Annotated in this window: 20 protein-coding genes; 9 read left to right on the forward strand and 11 right to left on the reverse strand. The window is 71.6% G+C overall.

Annotation, left to right across the window (positions count from 1 at the left end; genetic code table 11):
* Positions 1-67: 67 nt before the first annotated feature.
* On the reverse strand, positions 68-1,303 hold the full coding sequence (locus BJ981_RS36415; RefSeq protein WP_184618047.1) for a sensor histidine kinase: 1,236 nt from the start codon (positions 1,301-1,303) through the stop codon (positions 68-70).
* A 348-nt stretch (positions 1,304-1,651) separates the two neighbouring features.
* Here BJ981_RS36415 and BJ981_RS36420 point away from each other — a divergent pair, with 348 nt between their 5' ends.
* The 3 genes from BJ981_RS36420 to BJ981_RS36430 are packed head-to-tail and all read left to right on the forward strand — an operon-like array spanning position 1,652 to position 5,027.
* Positions 1,652-2,584 carry an ABC transporter ATP-binding protein gene (locus tag BJ981_RS36420; protein ID WP_184618048.1) on the forward strand — a complete coding sequence of 311 codons (933 nt, stop codon included), beginning with the start codon at positions 1,652-1,654 and terminating at the stop codon, positions 2,582-2,584.
* The gene (locus BJ981_RS36425) at positions 2,581-4,272 is read left to right on the forward strand and encodes an ABC transporter permease subunit (RefSeq protein WP_184618049.1); all 1,692 of its coding nucleotides are present in this window, start codon (positions 2,581-2,583) and stop codon (positions 4,270-4,272) included. The genes BJ981_RS36420 and BJ981_RS36425 overlap by 4 nt, the downstream gene beginning before the upstream one ends.
* Positions 4,269-5,027, forward strand: coding sequence for an ABC transporter permease subunit (locus BJ981_RS36430; protein ID WP_184618050.1), 759 nt, complete (start codon positions 4,269-4,271; stop codon positions 5,025-5,027). The genes BJ981_RS36425 and BJ981_RS36430 overlap by 4 nt, the downstream gene beginning before the upstream one ends.
* A gap of 14 nt (positions 5,028-5,041) precedes the next feature.
* On the opposite strand, the gene BJ981_RS36435 is transcribed toward BJ981_RS36430, so the two are convergent.
* On the reverse strand, positions 5,042-5,563 hold the full coding sequence (locus BJ981_RS36435; RefSeq protein WP_239139080.1) for a GNAT family N-acetyltransferase: 522 nt from the start codon (positions 5,561-5,563) through the stop codon (positions 5,042-5,044).
* A gap of 424 nt (positions 5,564-5,987) precedes the next feature.
* Here BJ981_RS36435 and BJ981_RS36440 point away from each other — a divergent pair, with 424 nt between their 5' ends.
* Positions 5,988-7,655, forward strand: a complete 1,668-nt coding sequence (locus tag BJ981_RS36440; RefSeq protein ID WP_239139081.1) for a carbohydrate-binding protein — start codon at positions 5,988-5,990, stop codon at positions 7,653-7,655.
* Positions 7,656-7,788: 133 nt separating this feature from the next.
* Here the strand turns inward: BJ981_RS36440 and BJ981_RS37630 are convergent, their stop codons facing one another.
* Positions 7,789-9,519 carry a beta-N-acetylhexosaminidase gene (locus BJ981_RS37630; protein WP_204070111.1) on the reverse strand — a complete coding sequence of 577 codons (1,731 nt, stop codon included), beginning with the start codon at positions 9,517-9,519 and terminating at the stop codon, positions 7,789-7,791.
* Positions 9,520-9,678: 159 nt separating this feature from the next.
* Between BJ981_RS37630 and BJ981_RS37635 the strand changes: the two genes are divergently transcribed.
* The gene (locus BJ981_RS37635; RefSeq protein ID WP_204070112.1) at positions 9,679-10,266 is read left to right on the forward strand and encodes a TetR/AcrR family transcriptional regulator; all 588 of its coding nucleotides are present in this window, start codon (positions 9,679-9,681) and stop codon (positions 10,264-10,266) included.
* Positions 10,267-10,310: 44 nt separating this feature from the next.
* On the opposite strand, the gene BJ981_RS36455 is transcribed toward BJ981_RS37635, so the two are convergent.
* The 3 genes from BJ981_RS36455 to BJ981_RS36465 all read right to left on the reverse strand — a co-directional run bounded on the left by BJ981_RS36455 (position 10,311) and on the right by BJ981_RS36465 (position 12,666).
* A complete protein-coding gene (locus tag BJ981_RS36455; protein ID WP_184618054.1) occupies positions 10,311-11,480 on the reverse strand; it encodes a GDSL-type esterase/lipase family protein in 1,170 nt (389 codons plus the stop codon).
* Between the two features lie 70 nt (positions 11,481-11,550).
* Complete coding sequence (locus BJ981_RS36460) at positions 11,551-12,120, reverse strand: TetR/AcrR family transcriptional regulator (protein ID WP_184618055.1); 570 nt, start codon at positions 12,118-12,120, stop codon at positions 11,551-11,553.
* A 135-nt stretch (positions 12,121-12,255) separates the two neighbouring features.
* On the reverse strand, positions 12,256-12,666 hold the full coding sequence (locus BJ981_RS36465; protein WP_184618056.1) for a RidA family protein: 411 nt from the start codon (positions 12,664-12,666) through the stop codon (positions 12,256-12,258).
* A 79-nt stretch (positions 12,667-12,745) separates the two neighbouring features.
* Here BJ981_RS36465 and BJ981_RS36470 point away from each other — a divergent pair, with 79 nt between their 5' ends.
* Together BJ981_RS36470 and BJ981_RS36475 are read left to right on the forward strand one after the other, a co-directional pair.
* Entirely contained in the window at positions 12,746-13,117 is a 372-nt protein-coding gene (locus BJ981_RS36470; protein ID WP_184618057.1) for a winged helix-turn-helix transcriptional regulator, read from the forward strand.
* A 157-nt stretch (positions 13,118-13,274) separates the two neighbouring features.
* Complete coding sequence (locus tag BJ981_RS36475; RefSeq protein ID WP_184618058.1) at positions 13,275-14,213, forward strand: aminoglycoside phosphotransferase family protein; 939 nt, start codon at positions 13,275-13,277, stop codon at positions 14,211-14,213.
* Here the strand turns inward: BJ981_RS36475 and BJ981_RS36480 are convergent.
* From BJ981_RS36480 to BJ981_RS36495, 4 genes are all read right to left on the reverse strand, one after another.
* Complete coding sequence (locus tag BJ981_RS36480) at positions 14,180-15,412, reverse strand: RNA polymerase sigma factor (protein ID WP_184618059.1); 1,233 nt, start codon at positions 15,410-15,412, stop codon at positions 14,180-14,182. The genes BJ981_RS36475 and BJ981_RS36480 overlap by 34 nt on opposite strands.
* Positions 15,409-15,732, reverse strand: a complete 324-nt coding sequence (locus BJ981_RS36485) for a YciI family protein (RefSeq protein WP_184618060.1) — start codon at positions 15,730-15,732, stop codon at positions 15,409-15,411. The genes BJ981_RS36480 and BJ981_RS36485 overlap by 4 nt, the downstream gene beginning before the upstream one ends.
* Before the next feature lie 53 nt (positions 15,733-15,785).
* The gene (locus tag BJ981_RS36490; RefSeq protein ID WP_184618061.1) at positions 15,786-16,394 is read right to left on the reverse strand and encodes a dihydrofolate reductase family protein; all 609 of its coding nucleotides are present in this window, start codon (positions 16,392-16,394) and stop codon (positions 15,786-15,788) included.
* Positions 16,395-16,671: 277 nt separating this feature from the next.
* Positions 16,672-17,475, reverse strand: a complete 804-nt coding sequence (locus tag BJ981_RS36495; RefSeq protein ID WP_184618062.1) for a helix-turn-helix domain-containing protein — start codon at positions 17,473-17,475, stop codon at positions 16,672-16,674.
* 119 nt (positions 17,476-17,594) lie between these two features.
* Between BJ981_RS36495 and BJ981_RS36500 the strand changes: the two genes are divergently transcribed.
* Both BJ981_RS36500 and BJ981_RS36505 read left to right on the forward strand, forming a co-directional pair.
* Positions 17,595-18,017: a hypothetical protein gene (locus tag BJ981_RS36500; RefSeq protein WP_184618063.1), complete on the forward strand. Its 423-nt coding sequence runs from the start codon at positions 17,595-17,597 to the stop codon at positions 18,015-18,017.
* Between the two features lie 5 nt (positions 18,018-18,022).
* On the forward strand, positions 18,023-19,054 hold the full coding sequence (locus BJ981_RS36505; RefSeq protein WP_239139082.1) for a zinc-dependent alcohol dehydrogenase family protein: 1,032 nt from the start codon (positions 18,023-18,025) through the stop codon (positions 19,052-19,054).
* A 489-nt stretch (positions 19,055-19,543) separates the two neighbouring features.
* On the opposite strand, the gene BJ981_RS36510 is transcribed toward BJ981_RS36505, so the two are convergent.
* The gene (locus BJ981_RS36510; protein ID WP_184618065.1) at positions 19,544-20,725 is read right to left on the reverse strand and encodes a 4-hydroxybenzoate 3-monooxygenase; all 1,182 of its coding nucleotides are present in this window, start codon (positions 20,723-20,725) and stop codon (positions 19,544-19,546) included.
* Between the last annotated feature and the right edge of the window lie 326 nt (positions 20,726-21,051).

Here is a 21,051-nt window from a genome sequence, read left to right on the forward strand (position 1 = left end):
GGCGCCGACGGACCCGGCGTCGCTCACCGGCCCTGCTCCCGCGTCCCTGCGGCCGGCGCACCGGCCCTCACCGCTCCCCGCCCGCGGGCAGGCGGGCCTCGATCAGGAACCCGCCGCCGGTGGCGGGGCCGGCGCGCAGGTCGCCGCCGACGGCCGCCGCGCGTTCGCGCATGCCCGCCAGCCCGTGCCCCGCCGCGGACGCCGAAGGCCCGGGACCGTTGTCGCGGACGCGGAGCCGCAGGTCCTGGCCGGTGTAGTGCAGCTCGACGTCGACGGCGGCGCCGGGCGCGTGCCGCCGGGCGTTGGTCAGGGCCTCCTGGACGATACGGTAGGCCGCCAGCTCGACCCCGGGATCCAGCGGCTCGGCCGGGCCGCGCAGGATGAGCCGCGTGGCCGACCCCGACGCCTGGCGGGCGCCGTCGACCAGCTCGTTGAGCTCCCCCAGCCGAAGCCCCGGCTGAGGCCGCCGCTGCGCCCCCTCGGCCTCGCCCTTGGCGTCCTCGCGCAACACCCCGAGCAGCCGCCGCATCTCGGTCAGCGCCGCCCGGGCGGTGTCGCCGATGGCCGACAGCCGCTCGGCCCCCGCCGGCGGCATGCCGGGCGTGGTCAGCCGGGCCGTCTCGGCCTGCACGGCCACCATCGAGATGTGGTGGGCCACCACGTCGTGCAGCTCGCGCGCGATGCGGGCGCGCTCGCCGCGCGCGGTGTGCTCCAGCAGGCTCTCGGCGGCGACCTGCCGGGCGGCGGTGTCACGCCGCGCCTGGCCGCGGGCCCGCCGGGCGATCCCCGCCAGCGCCGCGGCCGGGGCCAGCGAGGCCAGCAGCACCGTCAGCACGCCCGCCTCGCCGTCCGGCGGCCCCGCCAGGGCCAGCAGCGGGAACGGCGCGGCCAGCGCCACGGCGAGGCCGCCCCGGCCGCCGTGCCCGAGCCGGTACCCGGCCACGAGCTGCGCGACAAGGCCGGCCGCCGTCAAGGTCTGGAAGGCGGTCAACGACAGCACGACCGTCGCCGTGACCACCACGCCCGCCGCGGCCCGCTGCGACCACAGCAGCGCGACCGGCAGCGTGGTGGCCAGCGCGAGCAGGCAGAGCACCACCAGGGCCGTCACGTCGCGCGGCCCGGCCGGCGGCGCGATCACCGGCACCGTCCCGCCGGCGGGCACGCTGACGGTGTGCGCGAAACGCGCCGGCACCCCGTGGCCGCGGACGATCGTCTCGGCCAGCGCGAGCACCACCGCCACCACCCCGCCGACGGCCACCGCGCGCGGCCCCGCCACCGGCCCGCCCGCGGCCACCGCGCGCATCCGCCCCGCCACTCGCCCCGTCACCCGGCCCGGCGCCCAGGCACCTCCGGCCCGCCGGCCGCCGTTCGCGCCGGCCGGCGCGGCGGGGCCGCGGGCATCCGGCCGGCGGCCGTGGCGCGTGCGGGGCGCCGGCCCTGGGGCGGTCATCGCGGCGGCCGGGCCGCGGCCGGGCGGGGCGCGCGAGGTCCGGTGTGCCGGTCGTGCGGTCGATCCACGCAGGTCATTGTCCCGTGACCGGGGCCCTCCGGCATCCCTCACACGAGGGATGCCCTCCCTCGCGCCCGCGACGGCGAAGATCGCTCGGCGCCGTGACGTCCCCGGGGGCCGCCGCGGCCTAGCCTGCCGGGCATGGAAGCGACCATCGAAGTCACCGGGCTGCGCAAGCGGTTCGGCCGTACCCTCGCACTGGACGGGATGACCTTCACCGTGACGCCGGGGCGGGTCACCGGTTTCGTCGGCCCCAACGGCGCGGGCAAGTCCACCACGATGCGGGTGATCCTCGGCCTGGACGCCGCCGACGAGGGCACCGCCGTGGTGGGCGGCCGCCGCTACGCCGCCCTGCCCGCCCCGCTCACGCGCCTCGGCGCGCTGCTAGACGCCGACGCGCTGCAACCGGGCCGCACCGGCCGCGGCCACCTGCTGTGGATGGCCCACTCCCAGGGGTTCGGCGCCGGCCGGGTGGACCAGGTGATCGAGCTGGTCGGGCTCGGCGCCGCGGCCCGGCGCAAGGCCGGCGGCTACTCCCTGGGCATGCGGCAACGGCTCGGCATCGCCGCCGCGCTGCTGGGCGACCCGCCGGTCCTCATGCTGGACGAGCCGTTCAACGGCCTGGACCCCGAAGGCATCGTGTGGATGCGCGGCCTGCTGCGCTCGCTGGCCGCCGAAGGCCGCGCGGTGCTGGTGTCCAGCCACCTGATGAGCGAGCTGGAGGACACCGCCGGGCACCTGGTGGTGGCCGGCGCCGGCCGGGTGATCGCCGACGCCGGGGTGGCCGAGCTCATCGCGGCGGCCTCCGGCGGCCGGGTCGACGTGCGCACCACGGCACGGCCGGAGGCGATGGCCGCGCTGGCCGCCGCCGGCGCCACCGTGGCCGCCACCGGCCCCGACGCCCTGACCGTGTCGGGCCTGGCGGCCGAGCGGGTCGTGGAGCTGCTCGGCACGGCGGCGGTGCCGTTCTCGGAGGTCGCCGCGCACCGGGCGACGCTGGAGGAGGCGTACATGGAGCTGACCCGCGACGCGGTGGAGTTCCGCGCCGCCACCCACCCGGAGCCGGCCCGATGACCCCGGCCGCCCCCCCTCCCGTCCCGCCGGGCCCGCCTCCCTCCGACCCGCCTCTGTCCGGCCCGTCCCTCTCCGGCGCACCCTCTGCCGCGTCCTTTGCCGGAGCTGCCGCCGGGTCCACCGCCGCGCGCCCGCCCGCCGCCGCACCGGCCGGGCCGCGTGCCGGCCGGTTCACCCGACTGCTGCGCGCCGAGTGGACCAAGCTGCGCACCGTGCGCGGCTGGATGCTCGGCCTGGCCGTCATGGCGCTGCTCATCCCGCAGCTCGGCCTGACCTTCGCCGCGGGCAGCCGCAGCTCCTGCAGCCAGGGACCGGTCGAGGTGCCCTGCCCGGTCCCCCCGCGCGGACCCGGCGGCGAGGCCGTGCGCGACAAGCTCTACCTGGTGCACCGCCCGCTGACCGGCGACGGCTCCATCACCGCCCGCCTCACCGCGATGAGCGGCCTCATCACCTACCCCCCGCCCGACCACGACCAGATCGTCCCGGGCCTGGTGCCGTGGGCCAAGGCCGGCGTGATCGTCAAGGACGGCGCCCGGCAGGGCTCCTCCTACGCCGCCGTCATGGTCACCGCCGCGCACGGCACCCGCATGCAGTACGACTTCGTCCACGACGTCGCCGGGCGGCCGGGCGGCGTCTCGGCCGAAGCGCCGCGCTGGCTGCGGCTGACCCGCTCGGGCGACACCCTCACCGGCCAGGAGTCGCCCGACGGCCGCACCTGGACCACCGTGGGCACCGCCCGCCTGCCGGGCCTGCCGGCCACCGTGCAGGCGGGGTTCTTCGTCACCTCCCCCAGCGACCTGTCGGTGGAGCGCGGCGAGCTCGGCGGGCTGACCACCCAGGCGCGGCTGGCCACCGCCACCGCCGTGTTCGACCACGTCACCCACACCGGCGCGCCCGGCGCCTGGCAGCGCGCCGACATCGGCGCCTCCCCCGGCCAGGGACCCGGCGGCGTCCACCACCCCGGCCAGGTCCGCGAGGCCGGCGGGGCGTTCACCGTGACCGGGAACGGCGACATGGCGCCGCTCGGCGCCGATGAGGGCATGCCGGTCGAGCGGACGCTGACCGGCGCGCTGCCCGCGCTGGTCCCGGCCATCGTGGTGGCGGTGCTGTTCGTCACCGCCGAGTACCGGCGCGGGCTGATCCGCACCACGCTGACCGCGAGCCCGCGGCGGGGCCGGGTGCTGGCCGCCAAGGCCGTGGTGGCCGCCGCGGCGACCTTCGCCGTCACGCTGGCCGCCGCCGCGGTGACGCTGCCGGCGGCCACGCGGCTGCTGGAGGCGGGCGGCACCTTCGTGCTGCCGGTGCCGGCGCTCACCTGGCTGCGCGTGCCGGCCGGGGTGGCCGCGCTGGCCGCCGCCGCGGCCGTGCTCGCCGTGGCGCTGGGCGCCCTGCTGCGGCGCGGCGCCGCGGCCGTCATCACCGCGATCGGCGTGCTGGTGCTGCCGTACGTGCTGGCGACCGCCTCGGTGCTGCCGCCCGGCCTGGCGCGGTGGCTGCTGTGCCTCACCCCCGCGGCCGGGTTCGCCGTCCAGCAGAGCATCCCCGAGTACGCGCACGTGACCGGCTACTACGCGCCCCAGACCGGCTATTTCCCGCTGCCGCCGTGGGCCGGTCTCGCGGTGACCTGCGGGTACGCCGCGCTCGCGCTCGCCTTGGCGATCTTCAGGCTGCGCCGGAGGGACGTGTGAGGGGCGCGCTGCACGGTGAGTGGACCAAGCTGCGCACCCTGCCCGGCCCGGCGTGGCTGCAGGCCGCCGCCGTCGCGCTCACCGTCGCCGTGGGCGCCGTGCTGGCCGCGACCGTGACCTGCCCCTACGGCCGCTGCGACGAGGACGCGGTCAAGCTGACCCTCAGCGGGGTCCAGGCGGGCCAGGTGTTCGCCGTCCTGCTGGCCGTCGGTGTGGTCTGCGGCGAGTACGGCACCGGCATGATCCGCACCACGCTGGCGGCCACGCCGCGCCGCGGCGTCCTGCTGGCGGCCAAGGCGGTGCTGGTGGCGGGGCTGACGCTCGCCGCCGGGACCGCCGCGGTGCTCGGCTGCGCCCTGGCCGGGCGGCTGCTGCTGCCCGGACGCGGGTACCCGGCCCTGTCCCTGGCCGACGGGCCCACCCTGCGCGCGGCCGCCGGGACGGTGCTGTACCTGGTGCTGGTGGCGCTGCTCGCGCTGGGCGTCGGCGCCGCGGCGCGGGAGGCGGCCCTGTCGGCCGGCGTCGTGCTCGGCCTGCTCTACCTGCTGCCGCTGCTCGCCACGCTGGTCTCCGACCAGGACCTGCGGCGCACGCTGTGGAGCCTCACCCCGATGAACGCCGGGCTCGCCGTCCAGGCCACCCGGGGCCTGGAGTCGATGCCCCTCGGCCCCTGGGCGGGGCTCGGCGTGCTGGCCTGCTGGGCCGGCGCGGCCCTGCTGGCGGCCTATCTGCTGTTGCGCCGGCGCGACGCCTGAAAGGGGCTGCCCGGCTACGGCATCGGGGAGCGCCGGTTCAAGATGCGCTGGAACAGCAGGCAGTCACGCCAGGCGCCGTCGATGTGCAGGTAGTCGGGGGCGGCGCCGATCTGGGAGAAGCCGCACTTGCCGAGCACGCGCTGGGAGGCGGCGTTGTGCACCAGCGTGCTGGCCTCCAGGCGGTGCAGGCCGAGGTACTCGTCGGCGGTGCGGCACACCAGGCGGACCGCCGTGGTGGCCAGGCCGCGGCCGTTGTGCCCGGCGTCGATCCAGTAGCCCAGGCTCGCGCTGCGGAAGGGGCCGAGCACGATGGTGGACAGGGTCATGGAGCCGACGATCCGCTCCCCCTGGGCCAGCACCAGCGGCAGCGCCCGGCCCGCGGCCCGCTGCGCCAGCCGGTCGGCCACGAACGCCCGCTGGCCCTCCATGGTGAAGAAGTCCTCCCCGCGCCGCGGCTCCCAGGGCCGCAGATGCTCCCGGTTACGCACATAGGCCCGCCACAGCGCCTCGGCATCCCCCTGCGTCAGCGACCGCAACTCAATCTCATCAGTGACAGCAACGGCAGGAACCACCATTCAGGACATCCTAGGGCCGTCCCCGCGCGGGGCCCGCCCGGCCGCGTCGGCGCGCCGGACACCCCGGGCGCATGTCGACTTGGGCCCTTGCAGCGTCTGACAGGGGAGGCTACAATCCGAAACTATTAGTAAAGTTTACTAAAGATTAAGCTGGGTACAGGGGCGCCACCCTGCCTCTTCACCCTCTCTGAGGCCGCTCCACCACGCTTACCCGCGCCGAAGCGGCCTCGCGGTCCGACCGGCAGGCCACGCTGTGCCGAACACGGCACGGCAACGCCCGGCGGTGCATACAACCCGGCCCGTGGCCACCCCCCGCCCCCGCGGGGAGGACGGCCGCGGGCGAGCCATAGGCACACTCCACCCCCCACCCCCCTGGAAGTGTCACGTGAGATTCCGTGTACTCGTCCTCACACTCCTCGCCGTCTTCGTGACCGGCGTGGGCCTCCCGACGCTGGCCGAAGCCAGCGCGGCACGGCAGGCGAACGTCCAGGCCGCCGCAGCCGCATGGGCCCCCTACACCGCCTACACCGCCGGCACGGTCGTCACCTACAACGGCGTCGACTACCAGTGCCTGCAGAGCCACACCTCGCTGCCCGGCTGGGAGCCCTCCAACGTGCCGGCCCTGTGGAAGGTCGCCACCGGCAACCCCGGCGACACCACGCCGCCCTCGGTCCCCGGCAACGTCCGCGTCACCGCCACGACTTCCAACAGCGTCTCGCTGTCCTGGGACGCCTCCACCGACAACGTCGGTGTGACGGGTTACGAGGTCTACCGCGGCACGACGCTGGTGACGACGGCGACCGGTACCTCTTACACCGATTCGGGTCTGACGGCGCAGACGACCTACAGCTACACGGTGCGGGCCCGTGACGCGGCGGGCAACCGCTCGGCGGCCAGCGCCGCGGTGTCGGCGACCACCACCGGCGGCAACAGCGGCGCGCCCGGCCAGCCCGGCACCGCCTCGGCGACCACGACCGACACCAGCATCGCCCTGTCCTGGGGCGCCTCCACCGGCACCGTGACCGGCTACCGCGTCTACGAGGGCACCACCCAGAAGGCCCAGGTCACCGGCACCAGCGCCACCATCTCCGGCCTCGGCACCTGCGAGAACCACACCTACACCATCAAGGCCTACAACGCCCAGGGCGAGTCGGCGGGCCGTGACGTCAGCGCCACCACCACCGGCTGCACCAACCCCAACCCGAGCAAGCTCCCCGGCGCCCCCTACCTGTACATGGGCTGGGGCAACCCGCCGAACCCGGGCACCGTCATGGACGCCACCGGCATCAAGTCCTTCACCATGGCCTTCATCCTGGCCCAGGGCGGCTGCACCCCGGCCTGGGACGGCCAGCGCCCGCTGACCGGCGGCACCGACGCCCAGGCGATCAACACGATCAAGTCCAAGGGCGGCAGCGTCGAGATCTCCTTCGGCGGCTGGAGCGGTAACAAGCTCGGCCCGAACTGCTCCACCCCGCAGGCCTTCGCCCAGGCGGTGCAGCAGGTCATCAACGCCCACGGCCCGGCCGTGGTCGACTTCGACATCGAGAACACCGACGAGTTCGAGAACTACACCGTCCAGGACCGCATCCTTAACGGCCTCAAGCTCGTCCGTCAGGCCAACCCCAACGTCAAGATCGTCGTCACCATCCCGACCTTCAAGACCGGCCTGAGCGCCACGGGCATCCGCCTGGTCAACCAGGCCAAGGCCCTGGGCGTGCCGATCGACAACTACACGATCATGCCGTTCGACTTCAGCGGCACCGACATGTACCAGGACACCATCAACGCCTCCGAAGGCCTGAAGAGCTCCCTCAAGAGCGCCTTCGGCTGGAGCGACGCCGAGGCCTACGCCCACATGGGCATCTCCGGCATGAACGGCAAGTCCGACCAGGGGGAGAGCACCACCCCCGCCATCTGGACGCAGATCCGCGACTGGGCCAAGTCCAAGGGCCTGACCCGGTTCACCTTCTGGGCCGTCAACCGCGACCGCGCCAACGGCGGCGGCCTGCCGCAGGCCGAGTGGGAGTTCACCCGCATCACCGCCGGCTTCTGACCGCCGGGCACCACTGCGACACCATGACACCGTGACACCACGGTGACGAAGGGGGCGGGTACTCCACCCGCCCCCATTTCGCGCGCCCGCACGACCGGTCGGGAGCGGTCATCGCCGTACCGAGGCCGGGCCGTCACCGCGCGTAGGACTTCAGCGTCGAGGTCAGCGGTTCGAAGCCGCGCTCCATCCCGCCCGGCCGGTTGCGCGCGAGCCAGCATCGCCGATACTCGGTGATCAACGCGTTGAGGTCGGCGCGCAGCGCGAGGTCTCCGGGGCCGGCCAGCCCCGCCGTACGGCCCAGCCGCCAGGCCCCGTGCCGCGCGAGACCGATGGCCGCGGCGAGTTCGCGTACCGCCAGCGCGCCATCACGCGAGGCCGGCCGGGCCTGTTCCAGCTCGCTCAGCGCCTGGTCCAGCGTCGCGATGACCGCCTCGACCAGGCCGGCGTCGGGTTCGTGCGTGACCAGATGCCGCTGCTCAGGGATCAGGGCCGCCTGCAGTGGGCTGCTGTTGAACGAGCGCTGGCCGGTACCTCCCCATACCCGCCCGACGGCGTCGAGCACGCCGCCGAGCACGCCGGCGCGGTCGCGGAAGACATGCCGGTCGAGTACCGCCGCCGGCTCGATGTCCGCGTTGCTCGCCAGGCACCAGCTCGCCGCACCCGCGTACACGATAGGCGGGTAGGACGTACAGAACGCCTGCAAGTGGCCGTTGTCCCCCCATTCGGTGAGCAACAGGCCGCATGCTCCGTTCGCCAGGCCGGTGCGCACCGCGTCGGCGATGTTGCCCATCGCGTTGTCGATGCGGCCCACCAGCGAGTTCCACGTGCCGGTGCCCGGTGCGACCAGGAACGGCACCCCGCTGCCCGGCAGCCCCTTGAGGGCTTCGGAGAAGCCGTCGAAGGCGATGTTGACGCCCAGCTCGTCGATGAGCCGCTGGAAGTCCGGCGGGATCTCGACGCGTTCCCCGTTCGGGCGGGGAGACTCGTAGGTCCAGGCGATGGCCGTACAGCCCGCCGGCAGGCCTTCGGCGAGTTCCGGGTGGTGGGTGATGAAGTCCGCCCAGAACTGCGGCCGATGGCCCTGGGCGAGCAGGGGCTCCATCAGGCGGCGTAGATGCCTGAGGTAGACCTCGCCGGTCCCGAGTTCGGCCACCTGGGCGGCGCCGGCGCCCCTGCCCAGCTCGAAGGGCTCGTCGCAGTTGACATTGACCTGGCGGCTGGTGAAGTTGGGCAGCAGTTCGGCGAGCAGGCCGTGGGCGAACGCCGCGCTCTCCTCGTCTGCCTTGAGGGTGGCGGAGGGCATCGGGAATCCGGCCACGGCGAAGCCGTCCTGGCATTCCGCGAGGTGACGGTAGGTGCTGTGGGAGAGCCAGGCCTCCATGTGGGTGTAGGTGCTCTGGTTGGGCACCAGCTCGATGCCGGCGCCGGCGCACAGCGCGTCGAGGTCGCGTATCTCGGCGGCGGTCATGGGGGATGCGCCGCGCCACACCTCCTGGTGGCCGGTGTAGGCGAAGGTGTGCTCGGTGTAGAGCTGGAGCTGGTTGTAGCGGGCGAGGCGCAGCACCTCGATGAGGTGGACGAAGCTCTCCCTGGTGGGGACGCGGCCGCGGCTGACGTCGAGCAGGAAGCCCCGTACGGGAAGGTCCGGCCAGTCCTCGATGTGAACCGCCGGCCAGGCGCCGTCGCCTTGGGCGCGCAGCTGCTGGAGGATGTCCCTGCCGTAGCGGAGTCCGGCGTCGTCGGCGTGCCGCAGGGTGACGTCCGGTCCGGTGGTGTCAAGGGTGAAGCCTTGGACTGGAAGGCTCCCGTCGACGATCTCGGCGACGGGGACGGAAAGGCCGGCACCCTCTTCTGCGACTGTCATGAGCCGAGGGCGGGGAAACAGCTCGATCATAGAACTCCCCTTGAAGCGGTCGAAGGGCAGCGTCCGGACACGGTCGTGGAGGTACAGGGACAGCATCACCGGTTAATCGACCGAGCGGTAGATTACGTTATATTTTCGTTATTTTTGGAGGTGGTTGCCGTGCACCAGAAGCGGCGCAAGCGTGCCGATGAGCGACGTGCGGAGATCCTGGCCGCCGCCGAGAGCGTCTTCGCCGAACGCGGCTACCGAGCCGGCTCACTCGCCGCCATCGCCGAGGCCGTGGGCATCTCCAAACAGACCCTGCTCCACCACTTCCCGACCAAGGAACACCTCCTCGTCGCCGTGCTGGAACGCCGAGACCTTCACAACCTGGGCATCGTCGCCGACATGGGACTGACGATCGAGGCGATGGCCCGGCTGGTCGACCTCAACCTCGACTGGCGCGGCCTAGTGCACTCCTACACCGTGCTGTCCGCGGAGAGCGTCGCCGAGGACCACCCCGCCCACGAGTTCTTCACCACACGCTACGACCGCTCCCGCCACGCCCTGGCCGACAGCCTGCGCGCACAGCACGGCGACCGGTTACCAGGCGGACTGACCCCGGATCAGGCCGCGCCCCTGATCATCGCGGTCAACGACGGGCTCCAGCTCCAATGGTTGCTCAACTCCCGGGACGTGGCGATCGGCGAGCTGTTCCGCGCGTTCCTGGCCACCGTGGTGAAAGGCGAACCGCCCGCGAGCACCTGACCGGCCCCGCCGTCACGAGATCGAGGTGGCCGCTGGAGCCGGTCTCAGCGGTGGAAGGGGCCGTGGTCGCCGAACACCAGGCGCGCGAAGTTCTCGCCGATGCGGTGGTGTCCGGCCGGGTCGGGGTGGATCCCGTCGGGCAGCGGGAGTTCGGCGTAGTCCGTCTCGCCATACAGGTCACGGCCGTCGAGGTAGTGCACGTTCGGGTCGCCGGCCGCGCGCTGCTCGACGATTCGGGCGAGTGTGTCGCGGATGACGGTGAGCGTCAGGCGGCCGGCGGCGCGCTCGGCGGGATCGCCGGTGGCCTTGAACCGCAGCATCCCGCCGCCGAAGTCGGGTACGAGGGGGCCGGGGGTGTCCTCCTGGACCGGGCACAGGATGGGCGACACGACCAGCAGCGGCGTTCGCGGGTGTCCCTCGCGGATGGTGTCGAGGAAACCGTGCACCGCCGGGGCGAAGGCGCGCAGGCGCATCGCGTCGGTGTTGACGACGTTGATGCCGATCTTGACGCTGATCACGTCCGCGGGAGCGTCCCGCATGGCACGGGCGGTGAACGGGTCCAGCAGTGCGCCGCCGCCGAAGCCGAGGTTGACCAGCTCGACTCCGCCGTGGGCCGCCGCCAGGGCCGGCCAGGTGGCGCTTGGGTGGGCGGCGTTGGAGCCATGGCTGATGGAGCTGCCGTGGTGCAGCCACACCCGGCGCCCGCCGGCGGGCGCCGGGTCGATCGGGGCGTCGCTGCGCAGGGCGATCAGTTCGGTGATCTCGGTGTGCGGAAGCCAGATCTCGATGTCCTTGTCGCCTGCCGGCAGATCGGTGAAGCGGGCGGTGCCGGAGGGCCCCTCGTGGAGTTCGGCGGACTGGGTGAGCATGTCGGTGATGGCGTGGACCCTGCCGCCGGGCACCGTGGCCTGCGCTGTGAGACGGCCGTCGACCAGCAGGTCGTATGTGCCGTCCGGCGGGGCGGGAAAACCCCGGTAGACCCGTTTGGTGGGCAGCGCGTCCAGTTCGATGGAGGTGGCGCGGGTGCGGAAGGCGAGCCGGACGCCGGAGGGCTGCGCCTCGGCGATGGCCAGCTGGTCGTCGGGGATCTGCCGGCGTGCGGGAGCGGGCAGCCGGTGCGGGAGCAGGCCGTGAGCGGTCTGTTCGACGTCGAGGAAGCCGCGCAGCATGTCCGCGGTGACGGGTGTGGTGATCCAGTCGTGTTCGGTCTGCATGGTCTCTACCTGTTGATCGGTGTTGCCGATGGTGGTGTGCGGCGGCCCTCTCCGGTTCGCCCGCTGCCGGTCAGGCTGCGGCTCGCCGCCGGAGCAGGGTGTCGAGGGAGTCGATGATCCAGGCCCAGGATTCCTGCGAGTCGACGGCGGTGTGGCCGAAGCCACCGGCCAGCTCCAGGCTGACGTAGCCGTGGAAGACGCCGCCGAGCATCCGGACCGCGTGCGTCTGGTCCGGCTCCGTCAGGTCATAGCCGCGCAGGATGGCACGCGTCATCTGCGCGTGCCGGACGCCGGCACTGGCGGCCGCCGTCTCGGGGTCGAGCCGGAGCCGGGCGGCGGCATAGCGGCCGGGATGCTCACGGGCGTAGCCGCGGTAGGCCTCGGCGAACGCGGCCAGAGCGTCTTTCCCGGCCCGCCCCGCCACGGCGGCGGCCGCCCGGTCGGCGAGCTCCTCCAGGGCGAACAACGCGATCCTGGTCTTCAGGTCCTGGGAGTTCTTCAGGTGCGAGTACAGGCTCGCGACCTTGACGCCGACCCGCCGGGCGAGCGCCGACACGGTCACCTGATCGAAGCCGACCTCGTCGGCGAGTTCTGCCCCTTCCCGCGTCAGACGCTCCGGGCTCAGCCCTGCCCTTACCATAACATTCCTCCCTTATAGCTAAGGCTCTAGCATATTCACCTAATAGCTTTAGGCAAATGGACGTGCAGGCTCGGGCCCGCGGCATAGATACGGCGTGACCGGGTGGCGGGACGTCTCGGCGCCGGCTCGACCGGATCAGTCGAGCAGCGCGGTCGCCTCGACCTCGACGAGCACGTCCGGCTCGAAGAGGTGGTCGACGCCGATGAGGGAGGCCGGCGGCATGGGGAGCCGAAGGCCGATCTCCTCGGCGACGGCCTCGACTCCGGCCATGAAGTCGCCGATCTTCTCCGGGCTCCACCGGGTCACATAGAACGTCAGGCGCAACACGTCCGCGAACGAGGCACCTGCGCCCGCCAGGCCGACGGCGGTGTTGCGCAGAGCCTCCGCGACCTGTCCGGCCAGATCGCCGGGCGCCACCGGGGTCCCGTCGGCCCGCCGTGCGACCTGCCCGCTGACATGGACGTGCGTCGTGCCCGTGCCGACGGCGACATGGTGGTAAGGGGTGGGCTGGAGCAGACCTTCAGGGGTGAAGTACTTGACGGCCACAGCTGTTTCTCCTCGTCAACGTAGGTATCTGTAAGCTACCTAGTAGGAGAAGGACACTTCAACGAGACCAGGTTTCACCATGGATACCGACAGCGAACTCCGCATCGACGCCCCACACCGCGAACTCCTCGATCAAGTGCTCGACAAGTGGTCCCTCGGCGTGCTCAACGAGCTCTGCGAACGCCCCTGCCGCTTCAACCAGCTACGCCGGGCCATGCCCGCGGTCACGCAGAAGTCGCTGACCGCGACCCTTCGCCGCCTCGAGCGCAACGGAGTGATCGAACGCGAGGTCCTCTCCACCCGGCCGGTGGCGATCGTGTATCGGATCACACCGCTCGGCAAGACCTTGCGACAGCCCATCGACGTCTTGCTCGCCTGGGCGTCCGAACACATGCCCGCCATCGAACACGCCCGCGACGCCTTCGACATCCGCCAAGACGCGGGCCTCTGAGACCTATGCCCTGGCCCCGTTCGAGTCGGCGGCTGATGTCCGTGACCGGGCGGCCGAGCATCGAAGCCTTCCCTGTCGTCCGGACGGCCGCACGCGTCGGGGCAACTGCCAGAGAGCGGAGCCGGAGTCGGCGCCTGCCCTAGTACCGTCGCGTCGTATGAACGACCCCGAGATCGAGATCACCGCAGACCTGGTCCACAGCCTGCTGAAGGAGCAGCATCCCGACCTTGCGGGGCTGGCCATACGTGAGGTGGCGGGCGGATGGGACAACCAGCAGTGGCGCCTTGGGGACGAGTTGGCCGTGCGCATGCCGCGTACGAAACGTGCCCCGGAGTTGCAGCGCAAGGAGCGCCGCTGGCTGCCCGTCCTGGCCCCGCGCCTACCGCTCCCGGTCCCGAACCCTGTACGGATCGGCGAACCGTCCGCGCGCTTCCCGAGACCCTGGACCATCATGACGTGGGTCCCCGGCGAGCCACTGGACCACGCCTCGATCAGCCGCGGCGAGCACGCGGCCGACACTCTGGCGGGCTTCCTCAGAGCGCTCCACGTGAAGGCACCCGCCGAGGCACCGACCGGTTCCGACCGCGGCGCCCACCCCGAGCGGTACACCGACGGCTTCGACCACTTCTTCCAAACCGTCGCCCTGGGCGGCATCGCCGACGAGGTCCGGGCCGTCTGGGATGACGCCGTCGCGGCCCCCGAGTGGGAGGGCCCGCCGGTATGGGTACACGGCGACCTTCATCCCGCGAACGTCATCATCTCGGACGGGACGCTCTCCGGCGTGATCGACTTCGGTGACCTGTGCGCCGGCGACCCGGCGTGGGACCTCGCGGCCGCATGGGTGGTCCTTCCCGCGGGCGGCGCCTCACGCTTCTTCGACGTATACGGACACGCGGACGAGGCGACGCTCCGGCGCGCCCGCGGGCTCGCCGCCCTGAAAAGCCTGATCCTCATGCTGATAGGCCAGAACGGAGACCAGGGCCTCCCCGGCGGCAAGCCAACATGGAGACCCGCCGGCCGGGCAGCACTCGACCGCGTTCTGCAAGGCAGTATCGGCGGGCGCTACCGCAGTTGGTCGCGGCGGCGGGTCAGGTAGGCGGTCTCGGCGGTGTTGCCCGCAAGTTCGATGGCTCTGTCGTAGGCCGCGCGCGACTGCCGGCTGTGGCCCTGCCGGCGCAGCAGGTCGGCGCGGGTGGCGTGGTAGGCGTGATAGCCGGCCAGCTCGTCCTCAAGGCGGTCGACGGCCGCCAATGCCACCCGCGGGCCGTCGAGTTCGGCGACCGCGATGGACCGGTTGAGGGCGATGATCGGCGAGGGGTCCAGGCGGGCGAGCTGGTCGTAGAGGGCGAGGACCTGTGACCAGTCGGTGTCGCGGATGTCGCGGGCGGAGGTGTGCACGGCGTTGATCGCGGCGAGGATCTGGTAGCGGCCCGGAGCCACCCCGGCGGCGGCAGCGGCGAGGCGCTCGCGCACCAGCCCGTGGCCCTCGGCGATCAGGCCAGTGTCCCAGGCCCCACGGTCCTGCTCGTCGAGCGGGACCAGTTCGCCGCCGGCCGAGATCCGGGCGGTGCGGCGGGCGTCGGTGAGGAGCATCAGCGCCAGCAGCCCGGCCACCTCGCCGTCGCCCGGCATGAGAGCACGGATCAGGCGGGTGAGCCGGATCGCCTCGGCGGTCAGGTCGTGACGCAGGGGATCGGTGTCGGGGCCGGTCGCCAGGTAGCCCTCGTTGAACACCAGATACAGCACGGCGAGTACGCCGGAGACGCGTGCCGGGAGATCCTCGGCGGACGGCACCCGATACGGGATGCGAGCCGCCTTGATCTTGGCCTTCGCGCGGGTGATCCGCCGCTCCAAGGCGGTCTCGGCCACCAGGAAGGCGCGGGCGATCTCGGGCACGGTCAGACCGCCGACCATGCGCAGGGTCAGCGCTACGCGGGTCTGCATCGCCAGCGCCGGGTGGCAGCAGGTGAAGATCAGCCGGAGCCGGTCGTCGTCGATGGCGCCGACAGGCTCGGGCGGGCCGTCGTACGTCATCTGAGCCTCCTTGTGCTTGTCGTCGCGCTTGTTCTCACGGCGGATCCGGTCGATGGCCTTGCGGTTGGCTGTGGTGGTCAGCCAGGCGCCGGGGTTGGGGGGTGTACCGTCGGCCGGCCACCGCTCGACGGCGGTCGCGAACGCCTCGGCGGCCGCCTCCTCGGCGATGTCGAGGTCACCGAAACGCCTGGTCAGGGCGGCGACCACCCGGGCCCACTCCCCCTGGTGGGCCCGGGTGACCGCCTCCTCGACGTCGCTCACAGGAACGGCCGCACCTCGATCTTCCGATCACAGACCTTCGAGGCCTCGGCGGCGAGCTTGAGCGCCACATCCAGATCGGGGGCCTCCCACACCCAGACGCCGGCGAGGTACTCCTTCGACTCCACGAACGGCCCGTCGCTGAACACCGCCTGCTCGCCCCGGTTGTCGACGACCGTGGCCGCGTCGGTGTCCGCGAGTCCGCCCGAGAAGACCCAGTAACCCTCGGCGATCAGCCGTTCGTTGAACGCGCTGATAGCGGGCCGTCTGTCCGTGCTGCCAGGATCGCTCTTGTCATCGATCACGGAAACCAGGTACCGCATTTGAAGATCAACTCCTATGGCGTCGAGCCAGCGTGGTCCGGTGGTCAGGGACTTCAGGCCGTCGCATACTGCGGGCGCCCAGCCGGCTGGTAGACCTGGATCGACACACCCTTGGAGTCGACCCGCGATTCGACCAGGTCGAGCGCGAGATCCGGGCCCGCGTCGGGGAACAACCGCGCGCCCTGGCCGACGACCACCGGGACGGTGATCAGAGTCATCTCGTCGACCAGGTCGTTCTCCAGCAGCCACCGGATCAGGATGCCACTGCCGTGCACCTGCAGCTCACCCCCGGGCTTGGCCTTCAGCTCACTGATGGCCGCCGCGAGGTCACCGCGGAGAACGGTCGTGTCCTGCCACCGCGGGGCGGTGAGCGTGGTCGAGGCAACGTACTTGGGGGCCTCGTTCAAGGCCACGCCGATGGGATGCGCACGCATCTGGTCGATTGCCCCCCAAGAGCCGGCGAACAGCTCATAAGTGCGCCGGCCGAACAGGAACGCCTCGGCGCGCTGATACGCCTGCGTGATGAACGTCCTGGTCTCGTCGTCACCCTTCCCCCGGGCCCACCCGCCGCGCTCGAACCCGTTCCTGCGGTCATCCGACGCGGCGCCGTTCCCCTGCATCACCCCATCGATGGTGACCTGAGTCATGGTCGTCAGCTTCATATCGCGGTTCCTTTGCCTTGGCGCCGCCCCCCCTGCGGGCGGCCTCACCCCTGCTACGAACGCCACCGCCCCGATCCGACACCGCCTCCCGGATTTCTGCGCAGAATTTCCGGGACGCCGGTTGTCAGCGATCCGACCGCACGACGGCCTCGCGGCGACTGGGCTCCACCTCCTCAGATGATCAAGTCCAAGGGGTCGGTGGCTTCGAATGCGGTGAGCGAGCGCATGACGCATCTGGCGGTTCAGTCGCTGCGCGGGGCTGTGGCGGGCGGATCGGTTACCGCTCGAGGAGTTCGGCCAGCATGGCACTGGTCGCCAGGTCAGCCGGCAGGAACGCCTCCAGTCGTAGTTCGGCGATGGTGACGTCGATGGCGGTGCCGAAATGGGTGAGCGTGGTGATGAGCGTCAACTCTCTGCCGTCGGCTGGATCATGTGCCCGCAGGCGCAGGGGTACGGCGAAGCCGAGGTGGTCCGGTGACTCGCGCGGACGTGGTGGCGCCAGGTCGCTGAGTTCGGAGGCCAGGCGTTGGAGTTGCTCGTCCGGGTTGCGCACGCTCTCGGCCTGGATGCGGCCGATGATGTGCCACGCCCACTCGTCGAGGTTGACGATGCGTGGCGCGAGGCCCTGCGGATGCAGCAACACCCGGGGAACGCTCACCGGCGGTACGAGCAGATGCGGAGCCACACCCGCGGTGAGGGCGTGGAAGGCGGCGTTGGCCGAGACGAGGTCTCCGTGCCGCTCGACGACCACCGCCGGGTACGGCAGGTGGCCGTGCAGGATCCGTTCGAGGGCGGTGCGAATTGGTTCGAGTTGAGGGTCGTCCAGGCGGGTCTGCGGGTAGACCGGTGCGAATCCGGCTGCAAGGAGCAGCTCATTGCGCTCGCGGATCGGCACCTCCAGGGATTCGGCCAGCCGGATGATCATTGATCGGCCAGGGGTCGACCGTCCGCTCTCGATGAAACTGACGTGCCGCTGCGTGGTGCCGGTGCGCATGGCCAGTTCCAGCTGGCTGACGCGCCGCCGACTGCGCCATTCACGCAACGCTCCGGCGAGCCCGCCTCTGGTCGATTCGCTGATCACCCCTCTTGTGTAACCCAATCGGCTGCTGAACCGCGATTCCCTGCGAGGAATTGCCGCGCGACGACCGGTGCAGCAAGGTCGTTGCCGCACGCCGACCATGAGCAACCGAGGGATCAACCATGGCTGACATCGACATCCACGACCTCACCGACCGCTACGTTGCCGTATGGAACGAACCCGACGCGGAGCGCCGCAGCACCGCGATTCGCGAGCTGTGGTCCGCCGACGCGGTCCATGTGCTGCAGCCTCCCCAAGAGCTCCTGCAGACCGCCGAAGGGCTGGGCTTCGCCCGTCTCCTTCTGGAGGCGCGCGGGCACCACGCGTTGGAGTTCCGGGTGACTCGCGCCTACGAGGAGTTCGTCGCGCCAGGCACCTTCGTCTTTCGGTCGCGCGGCAACCCCGACCGGCTCCACGACGTTGTCAAGTTCAACTGGGAGATGGCACCCCGGGACGGGGGTGAGGTCGCCGGCGTCGGGCTGGAGATCCTCATGCTCGGCCCCGACGGCCGCATCGTCAGCGACTACCAGTTCATCGAAGGATGACCGCGATGATCGCGATACGCCCATCGATGGTGCGCAGCTACCACGCCACCACCGGCGGCGGCACCGATGGCCTGTCGCTGCGCACGCACGAACCACGCACCCCCAGGGAGGGGGAGGTCGCGGTCGCGGTCCACGCCACCTCACTCAGCTTCCGCGAACTCCTGGTACTACGAGGGCACTACGTGCTGCCCGTCAAACCGGACGTCATACCCGTCTCGGACGGTGCCGGCGAGGTAGTCGCCGTCGGGCCGGATGTCCGGCGGGTACGCCCAGGCGACCGCGTCACCGCCGCACTGTTCCCGCGATGGCTGGACGGCCCACTGGAACCGGCATACCTGCCGCAACTGGGTGGCTCGCTCGACGGAATGCTGACCGAACTGGCCATCCTCCCCGAGGACGCGCTCGTGCACATCCCCGACCACCTCTCCTACGCCGAGGCGGCGACTCTTCCCTGCGCCGCCGTCACGGCATGGAACGCCCTGACCGGCGACGGCCGCGGAATCCAGCGCGGACAGACCATGCTGGTCACCGGCTCCGGCGGCGTGTCGCTGTTCACGGTGCAGTTCGCCAAACTCCTGGGCGCGACAGTGATCGCCACGACAAGCCGCGCGGACAAGGAACAGCGCCTTCGCGATCTGGGAGCCGACGAGGTGATCAACTACCGCGACATCCCGAACTGGCACACCGCCACCCGCGAACGCACCGCCGGGCGAGGAGTCGACCGCGTCGTCGACACCGCCGGAACGCTTGAGCAGTCGCTGAAGTCAGTCGCCGTCGACGGACACATCGCCTTCGTGGGGTCCCTCTCCGGCAAGTGGCCACCGGTCGACCCTCGCCTGCTGTTCGGCGTCGCCGCCACCGTGCGCGCACTGGCCGTCGGCAGTCGCGCCCAGTTCATCGAGATGAACGACGTCATCACCGCGCATCGCCTCCGGCCGGTCCTCGACCAGGTGTTCCCCTTCGAAGAAGCCGTGGCGGCGTACAGGTACTACGAATCGGCCAGCCCGTTCGGAAAGGTGATCATCAAGATCAGATAGCCGGCCGCTGTTCGCCTTCTTCGCCGCGATGGCCGAGACCGGGCGCGAGAACATCCATGAGGCCACCTTGGAGGGCCTGGACGAGCCGCCCGCAAGGGCAAGCACGGTGGCCGCGCACCGGTCATCACCAACGACATGTCGCACACCGTGCCGCGCCGCCGCGCCGCCGGTGATTCCGTCGAGCAGACCCATCCCGATCTGTTCATTCCCACCGAGCGGCGCAAGGGGCCTGACGCGCTCTACCGGCTCGGCAAGCTGATCACGTCTGCCTGTCAACAGGACCACCACGGGTGTGTCGTATGTCACGACGTGACAGTCGACGAGATAACGGCAATCGTCGCGGGCGCCTTCGCCGCGATGCGACATCCCGACGCGGACACCAGCCGCGAACGCTCCGCACACATCGCCGAGATCACCCTCGCCTGGCGGCTGGGGACACGTTCAGCACCGCCAACAGGTGCCCCGCACCACCACGACCGGCACCGGCCCTCACCCGCCCGCCACCAGATCGGCGAACGCCCGTGCCGCCGCCCCCGAACTGAACAACCGCTCCAGGCGCGCCCTCGCCAACTGGCGGCGGAACTCACCCGCCACCCGCACATCCCCCGCGTCGTGCGTCATCTCCGTCAACCACCGCGAGAACTCCTGGTAATTCCACACCCGCCGCAGACACACCGCCGAATACGCCGCCACCCCCTCCCCATCCCCCTCACGCACCGCCGCCCGCAACGCACGCGCCAGCACATCCGCATCACCGATCGCCAGATTCATCCCCTTACCACCCATCGGCGTGACGATATGCGCCGCATCCCCCACCAGAAAAAGCCTGCCGAACCGCATCGGATCCACCACGAAACTCCGCATCTCCACCACGGACATCTCCGTGATCCGCCCGGCCGGCAAACCCGCATCCCCCAGACGCGACCGCAACTGCGCCCAGATCCGCTCCTCGCCCCAATCCCCCACCCCCTCCTCCGGCGCGCACTGCAGATAGAACCGGCTCGCCATCGGCCCCCGCGGGAAATGCGCCGCGAACCCCTCCGACGCCACCGCCATCAACGGACGACGCGGCGGCGGCACATCCGCCAGCACCGTCAACCAGCCGATCCCATGATCATGCGAATACGTCGTCAACGCCCCCGCCGGCACACTCGCCCGGCTCACCCCATGATGACCGTCACACCCCGCCACATACGCGCACCCGATCTCCCGCACCACCCCGCCCCCGTCCCGGTACGACACCCACGGCCCGTCCCCGTCCAGCCCGTGCAACGCCACCTCACCCGCGTCGAACCGCAGATCCCCACCCCCCTCCTCGAACGCCCCCATCAGCCGCCGCACCAGCATCTGCTGCGGAATCAACCGGCCCGTCCTGCCCCCCGACAACTCGGCGAAGTCCAGGTAACGCGGCTCCCCGTCGACCCGGATCTCCAGCCCCCCGTCCCCCGGCACACCCGCCAGCACACCGTCCGCCAGCCCCCACTCCTCGAAGATCCGCGCACCGGCGTGGTCCAGCACGCCCGCCCGCTGCCGCTCCTCCACGTGCGCCCGGCTCCGCCGTTCCAGCACCACGCACTCCACACCCGCCCGCAGCAGCAGGTTCCCCAGCGTCAGCCCCGCCGGCCCCGCACCGACGATCACGACCGCGGTGCTCTCCCGAACAGCCACCATGTCCACTCCCTCACCCGAATGCCACCGACCGTGATCCAGGCCCCGATCCGCGACCTCATTCGCAGGCGTCCGAAAACGAGATCGCGTCACCGTCGATAATGCGGCACAAACGATGAATCGCGCACGGGCTGCTTCGCAGCGGCGAGGTTTTTTGGGCTGTTTGGGTGTTTTTCTTGCAACCGACGTCCTTTACAATGTAGATCATTATTGAAAAGGCCGGTCAGCCGGTCCTGCTCGCCGACCTCTCAAGCCGCAGCAGCGCCGAAGGGTTCTCGGGACGCTCGTCTGGATGGGCCACTGCCGGCGTTGATCGGCGTAGTCCTCCG

This window comes from Sphaerisporangium krabiense, from assembly GCF_014200435.1.
Taxonomy (GTDB): domain Bacteria; phylum Actinomycetota; class Actinomycetes; order Streptosporangiales; family Streptosporangiaceae; genus Sphaerisporangium; species Sphaerisporangium krabiense.